19 protein-coding genes and 2 riboswitches are annotated in these 21,710 nt (G+C 46.4%); of the genes, 16 read left to right on the top strand and 3 right to left on the bottom strand.

The annotated features are described in order from the left end of the window. The first annotated feature begins 105 nt into the window (after positions 1-105). Genes AC4EHK_RS13500 through xylF form a run of 4 tightly spaced genes read left to right on the top strand, consistent with a single transcriptional unit; the run spans position 106 to position 5,128 of the window. Positions 106-1,086 carry a sugar ABC transporter substrate-binding protein gene (locus AC4EHK_RS13500; protein WP_490979306.1) on the top strand — a complete coding sequence of 327 codons (981 nt, stop codon included), beginning with the start codon at positions 106-108 and terminating at the stop codon, positions 1,084-1,086. Beyond that, positions 1,083-2,549 (top strand): sensor histidine kinase, encoded by a 1,467-nt coding sequence (locus tag AC4EHK_RS13495; RefSeq protein WP_490979305.1) that lies wholly within the window; start codon positions 1,083-1,085, stop codon positions 2,547-2,549. The genes AC4EHK_RS13500 and AC4EHK_RS13495 overlap by 4 nt, the downstream gene beginning before the upstream one ends. Beyond that, positions 2,524-4,074 carry a response regulator gene (locus tag AC4EHK_RS13490; RefSeq protein ID WP_490979304.1) on the top strand — a complete coding sequence of 517 codons (1,551 nt, stop codon included), beginning with the start codon at positions 2,524-2,526 and terminating at the stop codon, positions 4,072-4,074. The genes AC4EHK_RS13495 and AC4EHK_RS13490 overlap by 26 nt, the downstream gene beginning before the upstream one ends. Position 4,075: 1 nt before the next feature. Further along, positions 4,076-5,128, top strand: a complete 1,053-nt coding sequence (xylF, locus tag AC4EHK_RS13485; protein WP_490979365.1) for a D-xylose ABC transporter substrate-binding protein — start codon at positions 4,076-4,078, stop codon at positions 5,126-5,128. Positions 5,129-5,156: 28 nt separating this feature from the next. Here xylF and AC4EHK_RS13480 read toward each other — a convergent pair whose 3' ends face one another. Continuing rightward, positions 5,157-5,789, bottom strand: a complete 633-nt coding sequence (locus AC4EHK_RS13480) for an NAD(P)-binding protein (RefSeq protein ID WP_490979303.1) — start codon at positions 5,787-5,789, stop codon at positions 5,157-5,159. Positions 5,790-6,066: 277 nt separating this feature from the next. Beyond that, a riboswitch (SAM riboswitch) is annotated at positions 6,067-6,173 on the top strand. A 111-nt stretch (positions 6,174-6,284) separates the two neighbouring features. Here AC4EHK_RS13480 and sat point away from each other — a divergent pair. The 12 genes from sat (at position 6,285) to AC4EHK_RS13420 (ending at position 20,558) form a co-directional block, all read left to right on the top strand. Next, on the top strand, positions 6,285-7,448 hold the full coding sequence (gene sat, locus AC4EHK_RS13475) for a sulfate adenylyltransferase (protein WP_490979302.1): 1,164 nt from the start codon (positions 6,285-6,287) through the stop codon (positions 7,446-7,448). Positions 7,449-7,465: 17 nt separating this feature from the next. Then, a complete protein-coding gene (locus AC4EHK_RS13470; RefSeq protein ID WP_490979301.1) occupies positions 7,466-9,244 on the top strand; it encodes an SLC13 family permease in 1,779 nt (592 codons plus the stop codon). 11 nt (positions 9,245-9,255) lie between these two features. Next, positions 9,256-9,861 carry an adenylyl-sulfate kinase gene (gene cysC / locus AC4EHK_RS13465; protein ID WP_490979300.1) on the top strand — a complete coding sequence of 202 codons (606 nt, stop codon included), beginning with the start codon at positions 9,256-9,258 and terminating at the stop codon, positions 9,859-9,861. Positions 9,862-9,999: 138 nt separating this feature from the next. Further along, a riboswitch (SAM riboswitch) is annotated at positions 10,000-10,116 on the top strand. A 158-nt stretch (positions 10,117-10,274) separates the two neighbouring features. Further along, entirely contained in the window at positions 10,275-10,988 is a 714-nt protein-coding gene (locus AC4EHK_RS13460) for a phosphoadenylyl-sulfate reductase (protein WP_490979299.1), read from the top strand. An 84-nt stretch (positions 10,989-11,072) separates the two neighbouring features. Then, positions 11,073-11,849: a uroporphyrinogen-III C-methyltransferase gene (gene cobA, locus AC4EHK_RS13455; RefSeq protein ID WP_490979298.1), complete on the top strand. Its 777-nt coding sequence runs from the start codon at positions 11,073-11,075 to the stop codon at positions 11,847-11,849. A gap of 12 nt (positions 11,850-11,861) precedes the next feature. Beyond that, positions 11,862-12,614, top strand: coding sequence for a sirohydrochlorin chelatase (locus AC4EHK_RS13450; protein ID WP_490979297.1), 753 nt, complete (start codon positions 11,862-11,864; stop codon positions 12,612-12,614). 22 nt (positions 12,615-12,636) lie between these two features. Then, positions 12,637-13,446, top strand: coding sequence for a uroporphyrinogen-III synthase (locus tag AC4EHK_RS13445; RefSeq protein ID WP_490979296.1), 810 nt, complete (start codon positions 12,637-12,639; stop codon positions 13,444-13,446). 63 nt (positions 13,447-13,509) lie between these two features. Further along, positions 13,510-15,339 carry an assimilatory sulfite reductase (NADPH) flavoprotein subunit gene (locus tag AC4EHK_RS13440; RefSeq protein ID WP_490979295.1) on the top strand — a complete coding sequence of 610 codons (1,830 nt, stop codon included), beginning with the start codon at positions 13,510-13,512 and terminating at the stop codon, positions 15,337-15,339. Between the two features lie 186 nt (positions 15,340-15,525). Further along, positions 15,526-17,241, top strand: a complete 1,716-nt coding sequence (gene cysI / locus AC4EHK_RS13435; protein ID WP_490979294.1) for an assimilatory sulfite reductase (NADPH) hemoprotein subunit — start codon at positions 15,526-15,528, stop codon at positions 17,239-17,241. Between the two features lie 82 nt (positions 17,242-17,323). Next, on the top strand, positions 17,324-18,535 hold the full coding sequence (locus AC4EHK_RS13430) for a threonine synthase (protein ID WP_490979293.1): 1,212 nt from the start codon (positions 17,324-17,326) through the stop codon (positions 18,533-18,535). A 147-nt stretch (positions 18,536-18,682) separates the two neighbouring features. Beyond that, on the top strand, positions 18,683-19,882 hold the full coding sequence (locus tag AC4EHK_RS13425; protein WP_490979292.1) for an MFS transporter: 1,200 nt from the start codon (positions 18,683-18,685) through the stop codon (positions 19,880-19,882). Positions 19,883-19,973: 91 nt separating this feature from the next. Further along, the gene (locus tag AC4EHK_RS13420) at positions 19,974-20,558 is read left to right on the top strand and encodes a hypothetical protein (protein WP_490979291.1); all 585 of its coding nucleotides are present in this window, start codon (positions 19,974-19,976) and stop codon (positions 20,556-20,558) included. 69 nt (positions 20,559-20,627) lie between these two features. On the opposite strand, the gene AC4EHK_RS13415 is transcribed toward AC4EHK_RS13420, so the two are convergent. Together AC4EHK_RS13415 and AC4EHK_RS13410 are read right to left on the bottom strand one after the other, a co-directional pair. Beyond that, entirely contained in the window at positions 20,628-21,104 is a 477-nt protein-coding gene (locus AC4EHK_RS13415; protein WP_490979290.1) for a DUF4188 domain-containing protein, read from the bottom strand. Between the two features lie 12 nt (positions 21,105-21,116). Further along, positions 21,117-21,662: a PadR family transcriptional regulator gene (locus tag AC4EHK_RS13410; protein WP_490979289.1), complete on the bottom strand. Its 546-nt coding sequence runs from the start codon at positions 21,660-21,662 to the stop codon at positions 21,117-21,119. Positions 21,663-21,710 lie beyond the last annotated feature (48 nt).

Raw genomic sequence — 21,710 nt, 5'->3', positions numbered from 1 at the left:
ATCTCCTTTTGGGGGATGCCTTTTGCTCATTAGGAACTGTATTGTGAATTTTCAGCCAAGTGGTAAAATGGGAACAGTTCACTACTGGAAAAGGAGCCGAATCCCATGAGGAAAAAAGTCATAATCATCCTTTGTTTTGTATGCGCCATTCTTGGTTTTTTTACTTTATGGTCGGCTGAGAGCGCTTTCCAGTCTGACTGGCAATTGCCTGCTGCTGTTCCTGCTGCTGAAGAAAGCTATCGCCTTGTACTGATCACGCAGGAGTTGGAAACGCCTTTCTGGGATAAAGTAGGGGAAGGTGCAACAGCACAAGCCAACCAGGAACAAGCAATGTTAGATGTATGGGGAAGCTACGGCAATAACCGAGAAGATTTTTTAAAGCAGATTGAAATTGCGCTGCATTCTAAAGTGGACGGCGTAATTGTACAAGGATTGGATACAGAAGAGTTCAAGGAATTGACGAAAGAGAAAGCAGCATTTTATGGCATTCCAATCATCACGGTTGCCAACGACGTACCGGTAGAAGAAAGCTTGCGCAAAACTTACGTAGGGTCCGATCATTATGCAGCCGGAAAAATGTTGGCAGAACAATTGGTCAAGGAGATGGGTGGTACTGGGCAAGTCGCCGTACTTGGGGATATAGAGCAGCAGTATAGCCAACGGCAGCGTCTGAAGGGCGTAACAGAAGGCTTGGCACAGCATGCTGGAATTTCCACAGTTTATGCAGAAAGCGGCAAGTCAGACGAAGAAATAGTGGCTGTTACGCAAAACACTTTGAACCATAACCCAAATCTTGAGGCATTTATTGCACTCAACGCTAACCACGTAGGGCCGATGATGAAAGAAATCAGCAGAAGAGCGCAACTAGAACCTTATTATTTTTATTCGTTTGATGATGGATCTGAAACGGCATCGTTGCTGGGCGAGGGCAAACTGGATGCGATGGTCCAGCAGTCTCCCGAACAGATGGGTGAACAAAGTGTTGAGTTGATGATGCAATGGTTGAGAGATGAGGTTGTTCCACTGGATGCCAGTGGATATACCACAGATATTCGTATCGTGAAAGGAGCGGAAGCTCAGCCATGAATACGATTCAGAAAAAGATCTGGATGCTCGCACTCGTGGTGTTGGTGATGATGATTGCCATATGGCTGACGCTAACCTTTTACAATCAAAAAGTACAGACCCAGTACAATGATATTTTGCAGCGTTATTTGCAGATGAACGAAATCACCACGGAAAGCCAGCAAATGGTGACTGATTTGAATAATTACTTGTTACTGCCCTCAGATGAAACTGAATCTTACTTGGAGGCCAGTAAAGAAAATCTTCTGGGCATTCAATCAACGATCTATGAACTGCGGAATGTAGAAAATGAATTTGCGTTAACCAATTACAGCCACTTGATCAGCAGTTTTATCGAAACAGTAGATCGATCTGTAAGTTTTCAAGAAGAGGGCGATACCGAAGCTTCCTTAGCTGAATTTACAGAAGCAACGCGAATTTCCATGTACATTTCTGAAATGACCTTAACCATCATTGATACCGAACTGAAAACCTATGAAGAATTTTACCGGGGAATCATTGAGCAATCGGCGGAACTAGAGCAACTCAGCATCTGGCTCTTGCTGTTGATTACAACCGCATTGCTGCTGTTTACGTATCTGTTTTCACTCAGTATCACAAAACCGATCCACCAATTGACAAAAGCGGCAAATGAGTTGGCCAAAGGGCGCTTTGACAGGGAAGTTCAAGTGGATTCCAATGACGAAATTGCGTTTCTTGCTAAAACTTTCAACCATATGCGAAGAAACATCAACGCCATGATCGTGGAGATCCAACAAAAAGCACAATTGGAAAGCGAGTTGCAAGACAGCAAACTGCTGCTTCAGCAAAGCCAACTGCGCAATTTGCAGAGCCAAATCAATCCTCACTTTCTATTCAATACTTTGAATACCTTATCGAAAAAAGCGTATTTGGATGGGGCTGAAGAAACCAGTGACTTGTTGGTCAGTGTCGCCAGTTTGCTGCGCTATAACTTGAAGCGCATGGACCGTGCTGTGACGCTGGCCGAAGAGGAATTTGTCCTGCGGCAATACATGGAAATCCAGAAAGCACGGTTCAGCGACCGATTGCATTTTTTTATAGAGCTGGACTCGACGTGTTTAAATTTGCAGATTCCTGGCCTCACGCTGCAGCCGCTTATTGAAAATGCGGTGATTCATGCGATTGAGCCGGAGGAAGACGGTGGCCATATTTGGTTCCGCATCAAAGACCAAGGAGAAGAAGTGTGGATCGAAATCGAAGATAATGGCCAGGGAATGAGTCTGGACAAACAGCAGCAATTGCTCGAAGGGTCGATCGTACCGGCGGAGGGGCATTCAACTGGCATCGGCTTTGTTAATGTCGTCAAAAGGCTGCAGTTGTTTTACGGAAAGGACGATTTGGTGGCAATCGAAAGCAAAATCGGCCAAGGCACAAAAATTATTTTGAAATTACCGAAAGTCAGGGGGGCGACGCACCATGATCAAACTGTTGATAGTGGATGATGAGCCAATTGAACGGGATGGGATGCAAGCTATTTTGCAGCGTGCCTATAACGAGTTTGACATTAAACAGGCCCGAAACGGCAAAATAGCGATTGATTTGGCAGAATCTTGGGAGCCTGACTGGATTTTTATGGATATTATGATGCCAGGTATGACAGGGTTGGAGGCCATCGAAAAGATCCAGCAGCGAGATCGGGATATTCAGTTCGTCATGATCACGGCTTTTGATACGTTCGATTATGCCCGACAGGCAATCAAGTTAGGGGTCAAAGACTATTTGCTCAAGCCAAGTAAAGCCAGTGAAATTGTAGCAACTGTCGGAAAATTGCTTGAGCAGCAAGCTCAAAAAGAACAGGCTTCGGCGGTCCAGCACCAGCAGCAGGAAGACTTCCAGAAAGCCTTGGCGATTGTGGAAACCGATGTTGTCACCCAATTGCTGTTTGATCATGTCCACGATGTCCATATCGAAATGCTGGTGGACTTGCTCGAAATCCCAGCGACTGCTGAGAAATTTGTTATGACGGTTATGGTACCGGAAGGCTTGGAAAAATTGTATCCGCAACTAAAAGAGAAAATCCGTCAAACTGAAAATGCGTGGATTGGCGCTTTGTATGGCCGCCAATTGCCTATTATTGTTTTTCGAAATCAAGAAAAATCGTTTCGGTCTCAGGCAATTTCATTGGTCAGAGCGATCTTGTCCATTTCGGACAGCCGACAGGAAGGATGGTTTGTCGGCGTGGGACCCGTTTGTGAATCACTGGAAGATATCCGGAATTCCTATCAAAAATCGCTGATCGCCACAATGGACTTGTCACTGCCATCCAGATACCGTTTTTCTTCTGACGTCCCTTCTCTTGAAAAAGTGGGCGATGCTATTTTTGTTAAGCAACAGGAGAAAAAGCTATTTGATTTTATTCGGTTGGGAGAATGGGAGTCAATTAAACGACTGGCGGCAGACCTGATCCGGCGCTTCGAACAAGAAGGAGCGACAATTCTTTGGACACAGCAGCGGACACTTGAGTTTTTATGGGTTACTGCGCGGGTCATGGGCGAAATGGGCATCGACGCTACAATTCCCTATTACACCATCCAAGCCAAGGATCATCGGCAGCTGCTTAATGAAACGCTGCAAGTGATTGAACGATTGAAACAGGTTTACTTGAAGCATTACGATCGCCTGGAAGTGGATAAAGTCCATCAGATCAAGCAGTATATTATGGATCATTCCCACGAAGATATTTCATTGGATGCACTGGCGCGGAAAGTAGAGTTAAGTCCCATTTATTTGAGCAAAATGTTCAAAGAAAAACTGGGCATCAACTATATCGATTTCTTAACCTCCTGCCGTATGGACAAAGCGAAAAAGTTGTTGGGAGATCCACAAAAAAGCTTAAAGGAAATTTCTTTCGAGATCGGTTACCATGAGCCAAATTATTTCAGCAAAGTGTTTAAGAAGATGAACAATGTGTCTCCGAAGGAATACCGACGGACATTAGTGGAAAGGAAAGATCAGTCTAATGAATAAAATGACTCAACTGGCCACGGTTTTATTCATTAGCCTGTTTTTGGGTGCATGTGCACCCGAGCAGTCAATCGGCAAAGCGGTACCCGAAAAAGCAACGGTCACGGACCGTGATGAGCCTATTAAAATTGGGTTTTCCATGGATACGCTGAAAGAAGAGCGCTGGTTGAAAGACCAGGCGCTGTTCAAGAAAGCGATAGAGGACTTGGGCGCGGAAGTGGAGATTGTGGCAGCCAATGGCGACGATGCATTGCAGCTTGCTCAGGCTGAAACGCTGATTCAACAAGGCATCGACTTATTGGTCATTGTGCCGCATAACGCGGAAGCGACCGCAGCCATTGTCCATACGGCTCATCGCGCTGGAATTCAAGTGATTGCTTATGACCGGCTGGTGAAAAATGCAGACATCGATTTATACGTATCGTTTGATAACGAGCAAGTAGGCGAAATGCAGGCAGAGGCAATTTTAGAGCTGGTGCCAAAAGGGAATTACGTCTATATCGGAGGGGCAACGACCGATAACAATGTTCACTTGATCAAGAAGGGCGTATTCAACGTATTGCAGCCTGCCATCAACCGGGGAGATATTAAAATTGTTTACGATCAATGGACCGAAGACTGGTCACCGGAAAAAGCATTTCTCAATATGACCGAAGCCCTTGAAGCAAATAACAATCAAATTGATGCAGTCATAGCCGCTAATGATGCAACGGCTGGCGGTGTTATTCAGGCATTGGAAGCGCAGGGCTTAGCGGGCAAAATTCCGGTAGCGGGCCAGGACGCAGAACTGGCTGCTGCGCAGCGAATCGTCGGCGGTACCCAAACAATGACGGTTTACAAACCCATTCAAACCTTAACTGAACAAGCTGCTGCTCTGGCAGTCAGAATGGCAGAAGGGGAAAGCGTCACTACCGTAAAATCTGTCAATAATGGCAAGATCGATGTGCCATCCATTTTACTGGCGCCCATTCCAGTGACTGCTGAAAACATGAGGGATACCGTTATTGCAGATGGTTTCCATACCGGGACAGATGTTTACGGAGCGGGAAATGAATAAATGCTAATTTGCCCCCCAGCTTCAACCTCTATTCGGTAGCATTGTCTTTGGCTGCGAGCAGCTGCAATTCATGGAGCGTGTGTTGTTGAACTTCATTTGATAAAAAAGATTTGTCCAAGAAATTGCGCAAGTAGTTTTCCTTGGTGTTTCTGGACAGCTTAGTTTGTTTGAGAAGCTGTCTGGCATGATAAAGAAAGTCTAAGTATTGTTCATAGCTCTCGTCAAATTGTTCTTGCAGTTCGTGTTTGATTTTTTTGGCGAGCATCGGGCTTGCGCCATTTGTAGAAACAATGATGCTCAATTTGCCTCTGTTGAAATGTGCAGGAAACTGAACATTGCCAGACTCTGCTTCGGTAGAAGCATTGACCAGGCAATTTGGCGGGGCGGCTTTTTGTGCGGCGGCGTTAACGACCGGGTCGTTTGTCGCAATCACCAGCATGAAAGCCTCTTCGGCATCTTTTGGCTCGAACTTTTTTTGTTTCCATCCAATTTGTCCTTCTTCCACCCACCGCTGGATTGTCGGCGTTACGGATGGGCTAATCACGGTCAAGCTGGCTTTGCTGTCGAGCAACCCGTCCAGTTTTCGTTCAGCAATTTTCCCTCCGCCGACAACGACCACGTTTTTGTTTCCCAAATCGATCATGATGGGGATTACTGTCATCTTCTCCGCCTCCTCCATTCCTTTAATAGTATCAAATAAGTGCTTCACTGCACTGAATAGAAATGGTTCAACTCCCACCTCTTGTGGAGGATCTGTCCAAGGCAAATGAAGTGGTATATAGCCGTTATCTTTTCAAAAAAAATTATTCCTTTGGCCCTATGGCAATACAGCTTTTTCAAAAAAAAGTTAAAACATAGTTTGACACTCTGAATAGTATATTATATACTTTGTGAAATCAAATTTTTCAATTAATTTTCCAATGCCAATTGAATATGCATTCTTATCAAGAGAGACGGAGGGATTGGCCCTTTGATGTCTCAGCAACCCTCCTTTATGGAAACGGTGCTAACTCCAATAGGCTTTCATCAGCCTAGAAGATAAGAAGAGAGTTTTGTTTTTACGGACCTTCTTCTTGCCGAAGAGGGTCCTTTTCTTTTTGTCTGAACAGTTTTTAAGAAAGCAACAGAACACAAAACTAACCTTGGAGGTAATAACATGACGAACAAAGCACATGGTGGAGACTTGGTAAACAGACAGCTGACAGGCACCGAAAGAGAAAAGGCATTAAAGAATGCGGAAACACTTTCCACTTTATTCATTTCAGATTGGGCCATCTCGGATTTGGAACTGATCGGCATCGGTGGGTTTAGCCCGTTGACTGGTTTTCTTGGACAAAAGGATTATGAAAGTGTGCTGCATACATCGCGCCTCAGCAATGGCAACGTGTGGAGTGTACCCATTACATTATCGGTCACGACAGAAGAAGCAGACAGCTACGAGCTGGGCGATGAAATTGCGCTGAAAGGCAAAGACGGTGTCATCTACGGAACACTCGAGCTGAAGGAAAAGTACACGTATGACAAAAGGTTGGAAGCAGAAAAAATTTACGGCACGACAGAAGTAGCACATGCTGGCGTGGAAAAACTATACGAACGCGGAGATGTTTACTTGGCAGGTCCTATCACCTTATTAAATCGTCCGGACCATAGCGAGTTCAAAGAATTTCATCTGGACCCGGTTGAAACGCGCCAGTTATTCCAAGATCTTGGCTGGAAAACGATTGTCGGCTTCCAGACGCGCAACCCGGTGCATCGCGCACATGAATACATTCAAAAAGCCGCATTGGAAGTGGTGGATGGCCTCTTGCTGAACCCGCTCGTGGGTGAAACAAAATCCGATGACATTTCAGCTGCAGTGCGGATGGAAAGCTACCAAGTCATCTTAAAGCATTACTATCCTGCAGACCGGGCGCGCCTCGCCATCTATCCAGCTGCAATGCGCTACGCCGGACCGAAAGAAGCGGTTCTTCACGCCATTGTCCGCAAAAACTACGGTTGTACACATTTCATCGTTGGACGGGATCATGCCGGTGTCGGCGATTACTACGGCACATACGAGGCACAGGAATTCATCAGCCAGTTTGAAGAAGAATTGGGCATTCAAATTTTCAAATTCGAGCATTCATTTTACTGCAATGCATGCGAAAACATGGCCACGGCTAAGACATGTCCGCACAGCGCAGAAAACCATGTTCATTTAAGTGGCACGAAAGTTCGTGAATTGCTTCGCAACGGAGAAAAACCACCGAAGCAGTTTTCCCGTCCGGAAGTAGCCGATGTGCTCATCAAAGGCTTGCGGGAGACCGTTATTAGTAACTAATTAGGGGATGGTTGCCCGTGTCAGTCCAAATGATTTTTGTGCTTATCGTCATCGTCGCCATGGTCAGCGCCTTGCTTTTTGAAATTGCCCGTCCGGATATGATTGTATTTTCAGCATTGGTGGTGTTGCTACTGTCCGGAATTTTAACAACAGAAGAAGCATTGCGCGGATTTTCGAATCCAGGAATGTTGACAATCGCTTTACTGTTCATCGTTGTCGGTACTGTACAAAAGCACGGCCTGATCGACCAGATGATGATTGGCTGGCTGAATAAAGGCAAAAGCTTGAAAGGATCTTTGTTTCGTATTTTTCTTCCGCTCCCGTTGTTTTCGGCTTTTTTGAACAACACACCCATTGTTGTCACGTTAACTCCACTTTTGAAAAAATGGTGTGAAGAACGCAATATCGCACCTTCCAAAGTGCTGATTCCTTTATCGTATGTAACGATTTTGGGGGGGACTATCACCCTAATGGGAACATCGACCAATCTTGTGGTGCACGGGATGCTGCTCGATTACGGCCTGCCTGGCTTTTCGTTGTTTCAATTAGCAATTGTCGGCATCCCCATCACCATTGTCGGTTTGATTTACTTGTTTACGGTAGGCAACATGCTGTTGCCTGAGAACAACAGTTTCAGCAAGCAGGTCGTTGAAGATTCCAGAAACTACATTGCTGAAATGGTGGTGGAAGAAAATTTTCCTTACGCCAATCAAACGGTGGAATTAGCAAAACTGCGCGACTTGAAAGGTTTGTACTTGATTGAAATTATCCGAGATCAGACCCGGATTTCATCGGTCAGTTCCAAAACCATCATTCAGTCAGGAGACCGCCTAATTTTTACCGGACTCATTTCAACGATCGCAGAGCTGCAAAAAAGAAAAGGGCTGACTTTAAAGACCGGGACCAATTTGCAGTTGGAGGATTTGAAAAACGGCAACACGCAGCTGGCGGAAGCGGTCGTTTCCCATGAATCTTCGTTGCTCTCGAAAACAATCAAGCAATCTCAATTTCGTTCTCGTTACGATGCAGGCGTCATGGCGGTTCACCGCAACAACGAACGCATTAAAAGCAAAGTCGGTGACATCATCCTGCGGCCGGGGGACACCTTGCTGTTGCTTGCGGGAACCGGATTTGTGGAAAAATATCAGCAGTCCAACGATTTTTACGTCGTGTCTTCCATGACACCGCCAAAAACCTTGCAAGAAAGCCGTTTTGTCGGCTGGTTCTCGCTGCTGGTTTTACTGGGAGCCATTGCACTTGTCATTGCTGGCTGGCTGAGCATGTTCAAAGCAATGGCTTTGGCAGTGCTGATTTTATTGGTAACCAAATCGGTTTCCATGGAAGATGCAAAAAACGATGTGCAATTCAATGTACTGCTGCTCATTGCCAGTGCATTTGGTGTGGGTGCCGCTATGACCAAAACCGGTCTGGCGCAATGGGCGGCGGACGGATTGTTGGCAGTCGGCCAGCCGTTTGGATTGCTGGCGATTCTCATTTTGATTTACTTGCTGACCAGCATTTTTACAGAACTCATCACCAACAGTGCTGCCGCTGTATTAATGATCCCCATCGGCATCGAAATGGCAAGCAACCTACAGCTCGATCCAATGGGTTTTGCCGTTATCATCACCATTGCGGCTTCTGCCAGTTTTATTACGCCCATTGGCTACCAAACCAACCTAATTGTCTATGGGCCGGGCGGCTATAAATTCATAGATTACGTCAAAGTAGGTACGCCACTCAGCATCCTGGTGATGTCAGTTACCATCGGAATTGTTTACTACTACTGGTTCTAGGAGGAGAAGGAATGACCAAATCAACCAATATCACCTGGCATGAGTCGGGCATCACGAAACAAGATAGACAGAAATTGAACGACCACAAAAGCGGTGTACTCTGGTTTACCGGCTTGTCGGGATCCGGAAAATCAACAGTTTCGGTTGCACTGGAAAAAGAAATACATGCACTTGGCATTCGGACGTATTTATTGGACGGCGACAATGTCCGCCACGGCTTGAATAAAAACTTGGGGTTCAGTCCAGAAGACCGGACGGAAAATATCCGCCGGATCGGTGAAGTCGGAAAGCTCATGAGCGACGCAGGTGTACTGACTTTGTCAGCATTTATCTCGCCGTATCAGGCAGACCGCGATCAAGTTCGGGCTTTGCTTGATGAAGGTGAATTTATTGAAGTTTATGTAAAATGCAGCGTGGATACTTGTGAGGCCCGTGATCCGAAAGGGCTTTATAAAAAAGCGAGAGCCGGTGAAATCAAAGGCTTTACGGGAATTGACGCACCATACGAAGAACCGGTAAATCCGGAAATTGTGATCGAAACGGACAAGCAAAATTTGGACGAATCGGTACAAGTGATTGTTGAGTATTTGAAGAAATCCGGTTACTTGAGCAAATGAATAATCGGCTGAATAAAAAATAGAGAATCCCTAAAATTTATCTCGCAAGAAAATGGTGTTTTCAGAATATTATTGACAGTTAACTTTGATTAGTATAGTATTTACAAAATATTAAAACCTAGTATTCATATAAGGTATTTCTTATCGTGAGAGGTGGAGGGACTGGCCCTTTGAAGCCTCGGCAACAGCTTTGGTCATTGACCGGGGATCATGTGCCAATTCCAGCAGGTCCCAATCGGATCTGGAAGATAAGAAGACAGGCAGCCGCAAACGCGCATTCGATCCCTCTCTTCTTGTTCTATTAGAAGAGGGGGTTTTTATTTAGACTTCACCTGAAGCGATTCTTTAAGGTTTTTATAATGTAGAAGAAAAGTTTCGGAACACATTAGATTTGTTTAAGGGAGGAAGATAGGATGAGCCAAATTGTTTCGTACGAGCAATTTACTGGAGATCCATTCAAGGACCTGGCACCGACCGATCTTTTGAAAGGTGCCGCGGATATTTTAGAGTGGGCTTACGATTCCTACGGAGAAGATGTAGTGTATGCCTGCAGTTTTGGAGCCGAGGGCATGGTATTGATTGACCTGATTTCCAAAGTGAAAAGCGATGCGGAAGTGGTGTTCCTGGATACGGACGTCCACTTCGACCAAACCTATGAACTGATTGAGCGGGTTAAAAAACGCTATCCAAAACTGAATATCCGGATGAAAAAACCGGAACTGACTTTGCAGGAACAAGCCAGCCAGTTTGGAGATGAATTATGGAACAGCCAGCCGGATAAATGCTGCGATATCCGCAAAGTCAAACCGCTGGAACAAACACTTTCCGGAGCACAGGCGTGGATTTCCGGTTTAAGAAGAGAGCAGTCGGCCAGCCGCAGCAAGACGGACTTTATTAACAAAGACAATCGGTTCAAATCGGTCAAGATTTGCCCGTTGATCCATTGGACGTGGGGCGATGTCTGGCAATACATCCAACTGAATAATCTTGAATACAATATTCTGCATGACGAAGGCTATCCAAGCATCGGCTGTAAGCATTGTTCGTTTGCAGTGACGACGGATGGCGACAGCCGCGACGGAAGATGGAAAGGCTTTGCCAAAACGGAATGTGGCCTGCATACATAACCGGGCCGGCAAAAGTGTAAATTAACGATCAGAAAATGACGCAACCTTCGTTTCTCTGGTTAAAAAAAGGAGTCTAGGAAGCTTATGAAAAAAGTTTATTTAGTTGGTGCAGGTCCAGGCGACCTTGATTTGATTACCGTGAAAGGGCTGAAGGCTATCCAGAAGGCCGATGTCATCCTTTATGATCGCTTAATAAACCAGGATTTGCTGGACGAAGCGAAAGAAAATGCTCAATTGATTTATTGCGGCAAAAGACCGGATAATCATTCCTTAAAACAAGAAGAAATCAATGAGCTGTTGTGCCGGTTCGCACTGCAGGGGAAAATCGTAACGCGCTTAAAAGGCGGCGACCCGTTTATTTTTGGAAGAGGTGGAGAAGAGGCAGAGGCATTGGTCGACCACAACATCCCATTTGAAATTGTACCGGGCATTACGGCGGGCATTGCAGCGCCTGCTTATGCGGGAATCCCTGTGACACATCGCGATTACAGTGCATCTGTTGCTTTTATTTCGGGCGTCAGCAAAGTTGGCGTTGATCAGGATGAATATTGGGAGCATGTGGTCAAGAGCATGGATACGCTATGCATTTATATGGGCGTCAGCAAACTGCCGGAAATTTGCGGACGATTGCTGCGCCACGGGCTGAAACCGACAACGCCGATTGCCTTGATTGAATGGGGCACAACGGAACGTCAGCGGACAGTGACTGGCACGCTCGAAACGATTCTTCGAAACTCCAAAGGTTTCGAGAATCCGTCGATGATTGTGGTAGGAGAAGTGGTACGCCTCAGAGACAAATTGCAATGGTACGAGCAGCTGCAGGACGAACAGCAGTTTCAGCTTGCCGCCCATGTAGGATAAGGAGATGGTAAAATGCAAGCCGTTTTATATGTAAGCCATGGCAGCCGGGTAAAAGAAACGCGCGAAGAAGCGATGGCATTTATGGAGCAAGTGCGCCAGAAAGTGGATGTTGCTCTTCAGGAAACGTGCTTTTTAGAGTTGGCCAGTCCGGATATTGGCGAGGGCATCGACAGCCTTGCCAAACAGGGCGCTACGGCAATCGCCATCGTACCGGTTTTGCTTCTGAGTGCCGGACATTATTACGAAGACATTCCGGATGAAGTTAAAAAGTCTGCACTGCGTTATCCGGAGATCCACTTTACTTATGGAAAACCACTCGGTGTCCAGGATCGCCTTGTAGAAATTTTAGCCGAGCGCCTGCGAGAAACAAGCGTGGAACGCTTGCCTGATTCAGAAATTCTGTTGGTTGGCCGGGGTGGGAAAAGTTCAGAAATTATCCGCTCGGTCGAAGAAATTGCCGCAAAACTAGCAGTCAAAACGGGTGTGACACATATTGATGTTTGTTATTTAGCAGCCAGCGCTCCGTCATTTGATGAAGGATTGCAAGCCTCGATCGATAGCGGCAGCAAGCAGATTTTCGTTGTTCCTTATTTATGGTTCACGGGACTTTTGGTGAAATCCATGCAGAAGAAAATCAATGGTTTGTCTTCGGACGACCAAGAAATTATATTATGCGGATATTTAGGCAATCATCCATCGATGGTGGATGCTCTTGCTGAACGTGTCCATGAAGCGCTGCAAAGTGAACAGCAGCCAGCATGGTGATTAGCAGAAGGAGAGATTGATTATGAAAGGATTGGCCGGCAAGAAAATAGGGGTGGCAGCTGTCCGTGCCGCAAAGGAAATCAGCGTGCTGATTGAAAAACAATCCGGTACTCCTGTCATTCTCCCGATTCAAGGAAGGCAGCGGCTGAATGAAGACATCAGCGCTCAGAACATCACAGATTTTTTAGCTGAAGATTTCGACTGGGCTATCTTTACGACCGGTATTGGCGCGAGAACCTTAACCGATTCTGCGGAAGGCATCGGACTTCAATCGCGTTACATCAATAAGCTGAAAGAAACACAGGTAGCTGTCCGCGGAAGCAAAACGATGAAATGGATCAAAGAGCATGGCCTGGAACCGGTTCATGTGTCAGAAGATGGTACAATGGCCAATTTGCTTGCAGCTTTATCGGAAGAATACAGAGGCAAAAGCCCGCAGCGAATCTTTTTGCAGGCATACGATTTGGACGATCATAAATTGAAAAGCATTTTGGAAGAACACGGCCACTCGGTTTATTTATCCCGACCGTATTCCTACGAAAAACCGGATGCTTTTGTAGTGGACCAATTGAAACAGGCCATTATCGAACAGTCTTTGGACGCGATTGTCTTTACCAGCAAAACACAGGTCAAGAATATTTTTGCGGACCCAAATCAAGGCAAACAATTGGCAGCAGCTTTTAATGACCAGGTGCTGGCAGTGGCCGTCGGCAAAGTCACCGCCAAAGAGCTGGAAAGCAATGGCATCGAACAAGTGCTGCAGCCAGAACATCAAAAGATGGGGGCCATGATCGTGGCCATCGATCATTATTACCGTCGGCAGCATGTATAGGTGCTGCTTAAATGAAGAAAATTTGATACCGCTAAAAATAAACTAATTTCGAGGTGAACCCATTTGCAATTGCAGACTATAAACAGCCCGTTTGATCAGGAACAGGTAGAGCTTATCAATCGCTTATTGCCTTTGCTGACAGACAACCAGAAAGTTTGGCTGAACGGTTATTTAGCTGGAGCGCAGTCAGCCGGTGCAGTTGCTGTGCAACAACGGCCAGAGCCGAATGAGGTGCAGCAAGACAGCGAACCTGTTGCTGCACGTGAAATCACTATTCTCGTCGGCTCGCATACGGGCAACTGTGATTCGGTTGCCAAAACGGTATTGAAAAAGTTACAAGACAAAGACTTTCAAGTAAAGCTGACGCCAATGGACCTGTTTAAGCCAAAAGACTTGAAAAAAATCGAAGATGTATTGGTCATCACCAGTACACATGGCGACGGTCATCCACCGGATAACGCCATTGCCCTTTATGATTTCCTGCACAGCAAACGAGCGCCGCAGCTTGACGGTGTCCGATTCTCGGTGTTGTCTCTAGGTGACAGCTCTTATGAATTTTTCTGCCAGACGGGCAAAGACTTCGATCGGCGTTTGGAAGAGCTGGGTGCTAAACGTATCCATCCGCGCGTAGACGCTGATTTGGATTTTGAAGAACCAGCAGAAGAATGGTTTGAGGGTGTCTTTCATGTATTGAATAAAGACAAGGAAGCAACTTATTCAGGCACTTTGGCTACGCCAGCTTCTCAAGAAAGTGCTGCAACCAGCCAAACGCCTTATTCCCGCAGCAATCCCTTTAACGCGGAAGTTTTGGAAAACATCAATTTGAATGGCCGCGGTTCGAATAAGGAAACGCGCCACCTGGAACTCGATTTGGAAGGTTCCGGCTTTCAGTATGAACCGGGCGACAGTCTGGGGATCGTCCCGGAAAACGAAGACAAGCTGGCTGATCAATTGATTGCTGCCGCAGGTTGGAATCCGGACGAACCCGTCTCTATTAACAAGCAAGGGGACACAAGTTCATTGCGGGATGCGTTGATTTCAACATTTGAAATCACTACACTGTCAAAACCGCTTCTCGAAAAAGCGGCAGCTTTTGCGAATGGTGACGCATTGTCTCGTTTACTTGCGACAAAAGATGAGCTGCAAGCTTACATATATGGAAGAGACTTGATCGACTTAACGGAAGATTTTGGTCCGTGGCAAGTGCCGGCAGCCGAGTTCGTTCACATCCTTCGCAAAATACCGGTTCGCCTGTATTCGATTGCCAGCAGTTCAAAAGCAAATCCGGATGAAGTCCATCTGACCGTGGGAGCTGTTCGGTATGAAGCAAACGGGCGCAAACGAACGGGCGTCTGCTCGACGCAATGCGCTGAGCGCTCGGATATTGGCGCAACGTTGCCGGTGTTCATCCAAAGCAACAATAACTTCCGATTGCCCGACAATCCTGAAACACCGATTATCATGATCGGTGCCGGAACAGGCGTTGCGCCTTACCGTGCGTTTATGGAAGAGCGGGAAGAAAGAGATATTCAGGGAGATTCGTGGCTGTTTTTCGGTGACCAGCATTTTGTCACCGATTTTCTTTACCAGACCGAGTGGCAGCGCTGGTTGAAAGATGGGGTTCTTACAAAAATGGACGTTGCTTTTTCCCGCGATACGGCAGAAAAGGTATATGTGCAGCATCGTTTGCTTGAAAAGAGCCAGGAATTGTATCAATGGCTGGAAGCAGGCGCAAATGTCTACGTCTGCGGCGACGAAAAATACATGGCCAAGGATGTCCATGCCACGCTTGCCCTCATTCTGGAGCAAGAAGGCAATATGAGTCCAGAACAAGCGGAAGAGTATTTAACATCCATGCGCAGTGACAAACGCTATTTGCGGGATGTGTATTAAGAAGACATGAGTGACTATATATAGGTTGAACTAAAGAAACTAACTTTTACCCATCGCTTTGGATGTGCCGGCGCTAAGAAATAGAGTAGATTCAAAGCAAGCCTAAGTTTTCCGCTGTATTCATAATCCTGTGGGCCCGAAAGCGTCTGCCTAGAGCGACTTCTTCAAAAATGAAAGGAGCTTACCATGAAAATCAAAGACTTAACTGATATCGATGGACCCCCAAGTGAAATGGAGGTCATCAAAGATCGAACCAATTATTTGCGGGGCAATCTGGTAGAAAGCTTCGCCGAACGTTTGACAGCTTCCATTCCGGACGATGACGGCAAGCTGCTGAAATTCCACGGCAGCTATATGCAAGATGACCGCGACATTCGCAACGAACGGGCTCAGCAAAAACTGGAACCTGCGTATCAATTCATGATTCGTGTCCGCCTGCCTGCAGGAGTTGCGACGCCGCACCAATGGCTGACGATGGACAACTTAGCCAATACCCACGGCAACGGCACTTTAAAGTTGACGACGCGTCAAACATTCCAAATGCATGGGATTTTGAAATGGAATATGAAAAGCACCATTCAGGAAATGAACCATGCTTTGATGGATACCATTGCAGCCTGCGGCGACGTGAACCGCAATGTGATGTCGACGTCCAATCCGTACCAATCGGACGTGCACGGAGAAGTATACGAAATCTCCCGTGCGTTGAGTGAACACTTGCTGCCAAAAACACGAGCTTATCATGAGATTTGGCTGGATGAAGAAAAAGTCGTCGACAGCAACGAAGACGAAGTCGTAGAGCCAATGTACGGGCACCTGTACTTGCCGCGGAAATTTAAAATCGGCTTTGCAATTCCACCTGCCAATGATGTCGATATCTATTCACAAGATCTCGGGTTTATTGCCATTTTAGAAGACGGCAAGCTGCAAGGCTTTAACGTGACTGTCGGCGGCGGCATGGGCATGACCCATGGCGATACGGCTACTTATCCGCAATTGGCGCGTGTCATCGGATTTTGCCCGCCAGACAAAGTCAACGAAGTTGGGGAGAAAATCCTTACGATTCAGCGCGATTACGGCAACCGTTCAGACCGGAAAAATGCTCGATTCAAATACACCGTCGACAGATTGGGGCTTGATTGGATCAGAACCGAGCTGAATACGCGCCTCGGCTGGGAAGTGGAGCAAGAACGCCCTTTCCAATTCGACCGCAACGGTGACCGCTATGGCTGGATCGAAAGCGATGGCAAATGGCACCTGACTTTATTTGTTGAAAATGGGCGTGTCAAAGATTTCGACGGTTATCCATTGATGACAGGCCTTCGCGAAATTGCCCATGTCCATACAGGGGAATTCCGCTTGACGGCCAACCAGAACCTCATCATCAGCAATGTGACGGAAACCAATAAAGCGAAGATTGATGCCTTGGTTGAGCAATACGGATTGACCGACGGCAAAGAAAACTCCGCTTTGCGCCAGAACTCGATGGCTTGTGTGGCACTGCCGACTTGCGGCTTGGCGATGGCTGAGGCCGAGCGTTATTTGCCGGTGCTTGTTGGCAAAATCGAGGAGACATTGGACGAAGCAGGACTGCGTGATGAAGAAATTATCATCCGCATGTCGGGCTGTCCAAACAGCTGTTCACGTCCTGCACTTGGGGAAATCGGTTTTATCGGCAAAGCACCCGGCAAATACAATATGTACTTGGGTGCGGGCTTTGCGGGCGATCGTTTGAATAAAATATACCGCGAGAACATTGGAGAAGAAGAAATTTTGGCGACGCTCAAGCCAATCTTTTTCCAATTCGCCAAAGAGCGTCAGGAAAACGAGCATTTCGGTGATTTCGTCATCCGTGCCGGTTATGTGGCGCCCGTCACATCTGGACTAAATTTCCATAGCTAAATCCAATAAGATCCATTCAGCAGCCCGGAAGCGATTCCGGGCTGCTGCTGGTAGGCACATCAATAAAAGAGGAGTGTTCAATTTGAAATACAGTTATGTTTCCCATCTTTATTGCCCAAAATGCGATGCAGTCTACGATACCAAACAGCAGCACCAATTGTGTACGTGTGGCTCTCCACTGCTGGTGGACTATGATTGGGAGCAATTAAAAGCGGACTGGAAGCCGGAAGATTTGGTGAAGAGAGAACCAAGCTTATGGAGATACCACGAACTGCTTCCAGTGGAAGACGAAGCGAACGTTGTTTCTCAAGGAGAAGGCATGACCCCACTCATAAAAATGCCAACATTGGGCCAGGATATGGATGTCGCCAATCTGTACATGAAAGACGAAGGGCTTGTTCCGACGGGTACCTTTAAAGCAAGAGGCGCAGCAGTTGGAATTTCAAAAGCCAAGGAAGTGGGCGTTAAGGAATTTGCCATGCCGACCAATGGCAATGCTGGTGCCGCTTGGGCGCTGTATGGTGCAAAAGCCGGCATCCGGTCGACTATCGTTATGCCGCAAGATGCACCTAAAATCACCCGCAATGAAGTGGCATTGTCCGGTGCCAATCTGTATTTGGTAAACGGGTTGATCAGTGATGCGGGGAAAATTGTTGGACAGGCCGTTAAGGATTTTGGTTTGTATGATGTATCGACCTTAAAAGAGCCATACCGCATCGAAGGCAAAAAAACGATGGGGCTGGAAATTGCTGAGCAAATGAATTGGGAAATGCCGGATGTGATTCTCTACCCGACAGGCGGCGGTGTTGGGTTGATCGGCATCTACAAAGCCTTGAATGAACTGAAAAAACTCGGCTGGGTAGAAGGCGATCTTCCGAGGCTCGTTGCGGTTCAAGCAACCGGTTGTGCGCCGATTGTGAAAGCCTGGGAAGAGAAAAAGAACGAATCCGAATTCTGGGCAAATTCCAGTACGCAAGCTTTTGGCATCAATGTCCCGAAAGCGCTGGGCGATTTTCTCGTGTTGGATGCAATCTACAAAACACAGGGCTGCGCCATCGCGATTGATGATCAAGCTATGCTGAACGAGCAGGAAAAAGTTGCACGCCTGGAAGGATCTTTTGTTTGTCCAGAAGGGGCAGCCGTCTTTGTGGCCATCCGCGAGTTGCGAAGACAGAATTGGATTAAAGATGGTGAAACTGTTGTTGCACTTAATACAGGAGCAGGCATTAAATACCCGGATACCGTGAATGTTGATGTGCCCGTACTGGAAATCGGCGATTTGATTAGCAAATAGTGAACAGCTATAAACAAAAAGTGCATTTTCAGCGTCTTTCATCAGGAGATTCACCTGACGAGAGGCGCTTTCTTATTTGCTTTTACTGTTCTATGATGGGAATAAGAGAAAAATCAGGACGGTTTGTTTTGTGGAAGGGGAATTGGGATGGCTGGGGGAAAATGGACAGCTTTGTTTTGGATCGCCATGGCAGAGCTGTTTGCGTTGAGTTTATGGTTTAGTGCGAGCGTCACAGGACCGGAATTGAGGGAGCTTTGGCACCTCACCGAGCGGACACAGGCCTGGCTGTCAGCGTCTGTACCAGTCGGATTTATCATCGGCACATTACTAAGTGTTTCTTTCGGTATTGCAGATCGCTTTAATGCACGGAAAGTTTTTGCCCTTTCCGCATTGGCGGGTGCACTCATCAATGGGTTGCTGACGGTCGCTGACAGTGCGGCCATCGGCATTTCTTTGCGTATATTAACGGGAGTCGCGCTTGCAGGCGTCTATCCGACAGCGGTCAAGTTGTTGTCGCAATGGTTTCCAGCAAAAAAGGGATTGGCGCTCGGGGTTTTGATTGCCGCATTGACTTTAGGCTCGTCTTTGCCTTACTTCATCAGCATCTTTTTTTCTTCAGTGGATTGGAAATTGGTTATCATTGTCAGCTCGCTGCTGGCATTGGTTGCGGCTGCAATGATGAATTGGGTCGTAAGGGACGCGCCAGTTGCTCAGCAACCAACGATTTTTTCTTTTAAACTGATCAAACAAGTGCTGCTCAATAAACCTGTCATGTTAGCGAATTACGGCTATTTCGGCCATATGTGGGAATTGTATGCCATGTGGACATGGCTCCCCACTTTCCTCGCTGCCAGTTTTGCCAGCTCTTCCTCTGCTATCGACCCGGCCATGATTGCAATAGCTTCTTTTGTATCAATTGGCGTTGCGGGAGCGATTGGCAGCGTTTTGGGCGGTTTAGTGGCAGATAAATTGGGCAGATCGCGGTTAACAATTCTATCATTGGTCATCAGTGCTGGCTGTTCGGTCATCATCGGTTTTACATTTGGCCAGGCTTTATGGTTGACGGTAACGGTAGCAATTGTTTGGGGGATGTTTGTTATATCCGATTCGGCGCAATTCTCAGCGGCGGTGACAGAATTTGCAGAACCCCCGTATCTAGGAACTGCTTTAACATTTCAAATGTGCGTCGGCTTTTTAGTCACGATCTTTTCCATCAATATGATTCCCGTCGTGCAAAGCATCGTTGGCTGGAAATGGGTATTTGCGTTATTAAGCATCGGTCCGGTATTCGGTGTAATTTCAATGGTGAAGTTTCGTGCTTATGAAATAAAAGAAGTAGAAAAATAGTCTTTTGAGCATGGATAAAAAGAACTATCATTTTGTTGTAAATATGATTATGATATAAATAAACGGATGATGTTGCAAAGGGGATAGCGGGATGAATTGGTTGCCAAAGAGAAAAGACAAGGTGGCGGCTTTCTGGGAATGGTTTGCAGAAAACAAAGCAGCGTACTTTGAATTGGATGAGTCTGGCCGAGATAAGCTTTTTAGCCAGTTGGAAAAGAAATTGCACAAGGTCAATCGGCATTTGGCTTTTGAGTTTGGCGAAAGCCTGGCTGCGGGAAAACGTGAATTCATCATTAGTGCAGACGGGGTGGTCGAAGCTTTTGATGACGTCATTGAGTTGGTCGACAACGCACCCACTCTTGGCAGCTTTGCCATCATTGGTTTTCGCCAACCGCATGAGGAAGAGTTTTCTATCGCATACGGAGATATCGAACTGGGGTGGGATGATATTTTCTGTACGTTTGAAAAAGACAGCGACGAAGTGAATTTAGTTCTCTACATCAAAGGCTTTACCGAAGATAACGAAGACGAGTTTATTTCAGCTTCTTTTATTTTGTTGGATACCGTCATCGGAGAATACAATGCGGGCATGCGCATTGGGGAAATCGAGTTCATCAGCTATGAAGGCCAGCCGGATGTTCGGCCGATAAAAGAATTACAAAGCCTTTTTACATAAAACCTTATTAACTAGTTTGAAACCCTGTCCGGATTTTTTTGGACAGGGTTTTATTATTGCGTGAAGGAGTTAATGTTGCTTTTGGAGTCGTTGACGAGCGGATGAAGTAGCTGGCGTAATCGCTGTTTTTCCGAGCGCTCGGGCTAAGCCAAACTCAGGCATATTAACGTAAATCGACTCTGATTGGCCAGGAGAAATGAGGTAGGTTTCGTGATAAATGCCGACAGCGTCATTGTTTTTTGCTTTGTTGTTGAACGTTTTCCAAGCAGACAGATGATTTTGCCCTTTCGAATAAGCATGCAATTGTTCTTCCGATTGCCAATACTGAACCATGAACGTAAGGGGCGGTTTGAAAAAACTTTCAGAAGACAGACAACCCAGTTCTTTGTGCACTGCGAGTTCTTTGATCATGGGCCCCATTGCCATCATGACCGGCAGCCATTTATGCACAGCTCTCCATTTGTTGATTCGCATGCCGATAACAAAAACGACGATTCCCTCGTGGCTTTCAGCAGTGTATCTTCCGGGAAAGACGTTTGCGCTCATTGTTTTTCCTCCTCATAGACTTAAGGTCTTGTTTGCTTCATCACACCATTCGATTGCAGCCAAAGTGGTCCGTATTCCGTAATCCAGCGTCAAAAGCCAAAAAGGGGCATCCGCTTGATCTCGCAATTGCGTATTGATCATTTCTTGAATTGCTCTATACGTGTTCAGGCGGCCGGTCAGTTTTTCACGAAAATCTGCTAAATGACTGAGTGTATCCTGAACATCCTGGTTTCCGCTGAAAAATAACTTGAGCAGGAGTTCATTTTTTTCACCGGGCAGCTGCTGAATCGGCTGCTGGATCCATTCTTTTAGAGCACGCTCGCCTTCGTTAGTAATCGTGTATTCTTTTTTGTCCGGCCTGCCTTCCTGAACTTGAGATTCCACGGTGGCATACCCTTGATCTACCAACAGTTTCAATGTCGGATAAATTTGTCCGTAACTGATTTTCCAAAAATGGTTCAAGCTTGTATCGATCATTTGCTTGATCGAATAGCCAGTGCGGCATTCTGTTGTCAGCAGCCCGAGTATGGCATATTGAGTATGGTTTTCTTTTGCCATGGATTCACATCCTTATATCTTTTTGATATATATCTATTTGCTATAAAA

Source organism: Planococcus sp. TJ-307, assembly GCF_058268435.1.
Note: the sequence above shows the minus strand (reverse complement) of the source record. Positions and strands in the feature narration are given on the sequence as shown.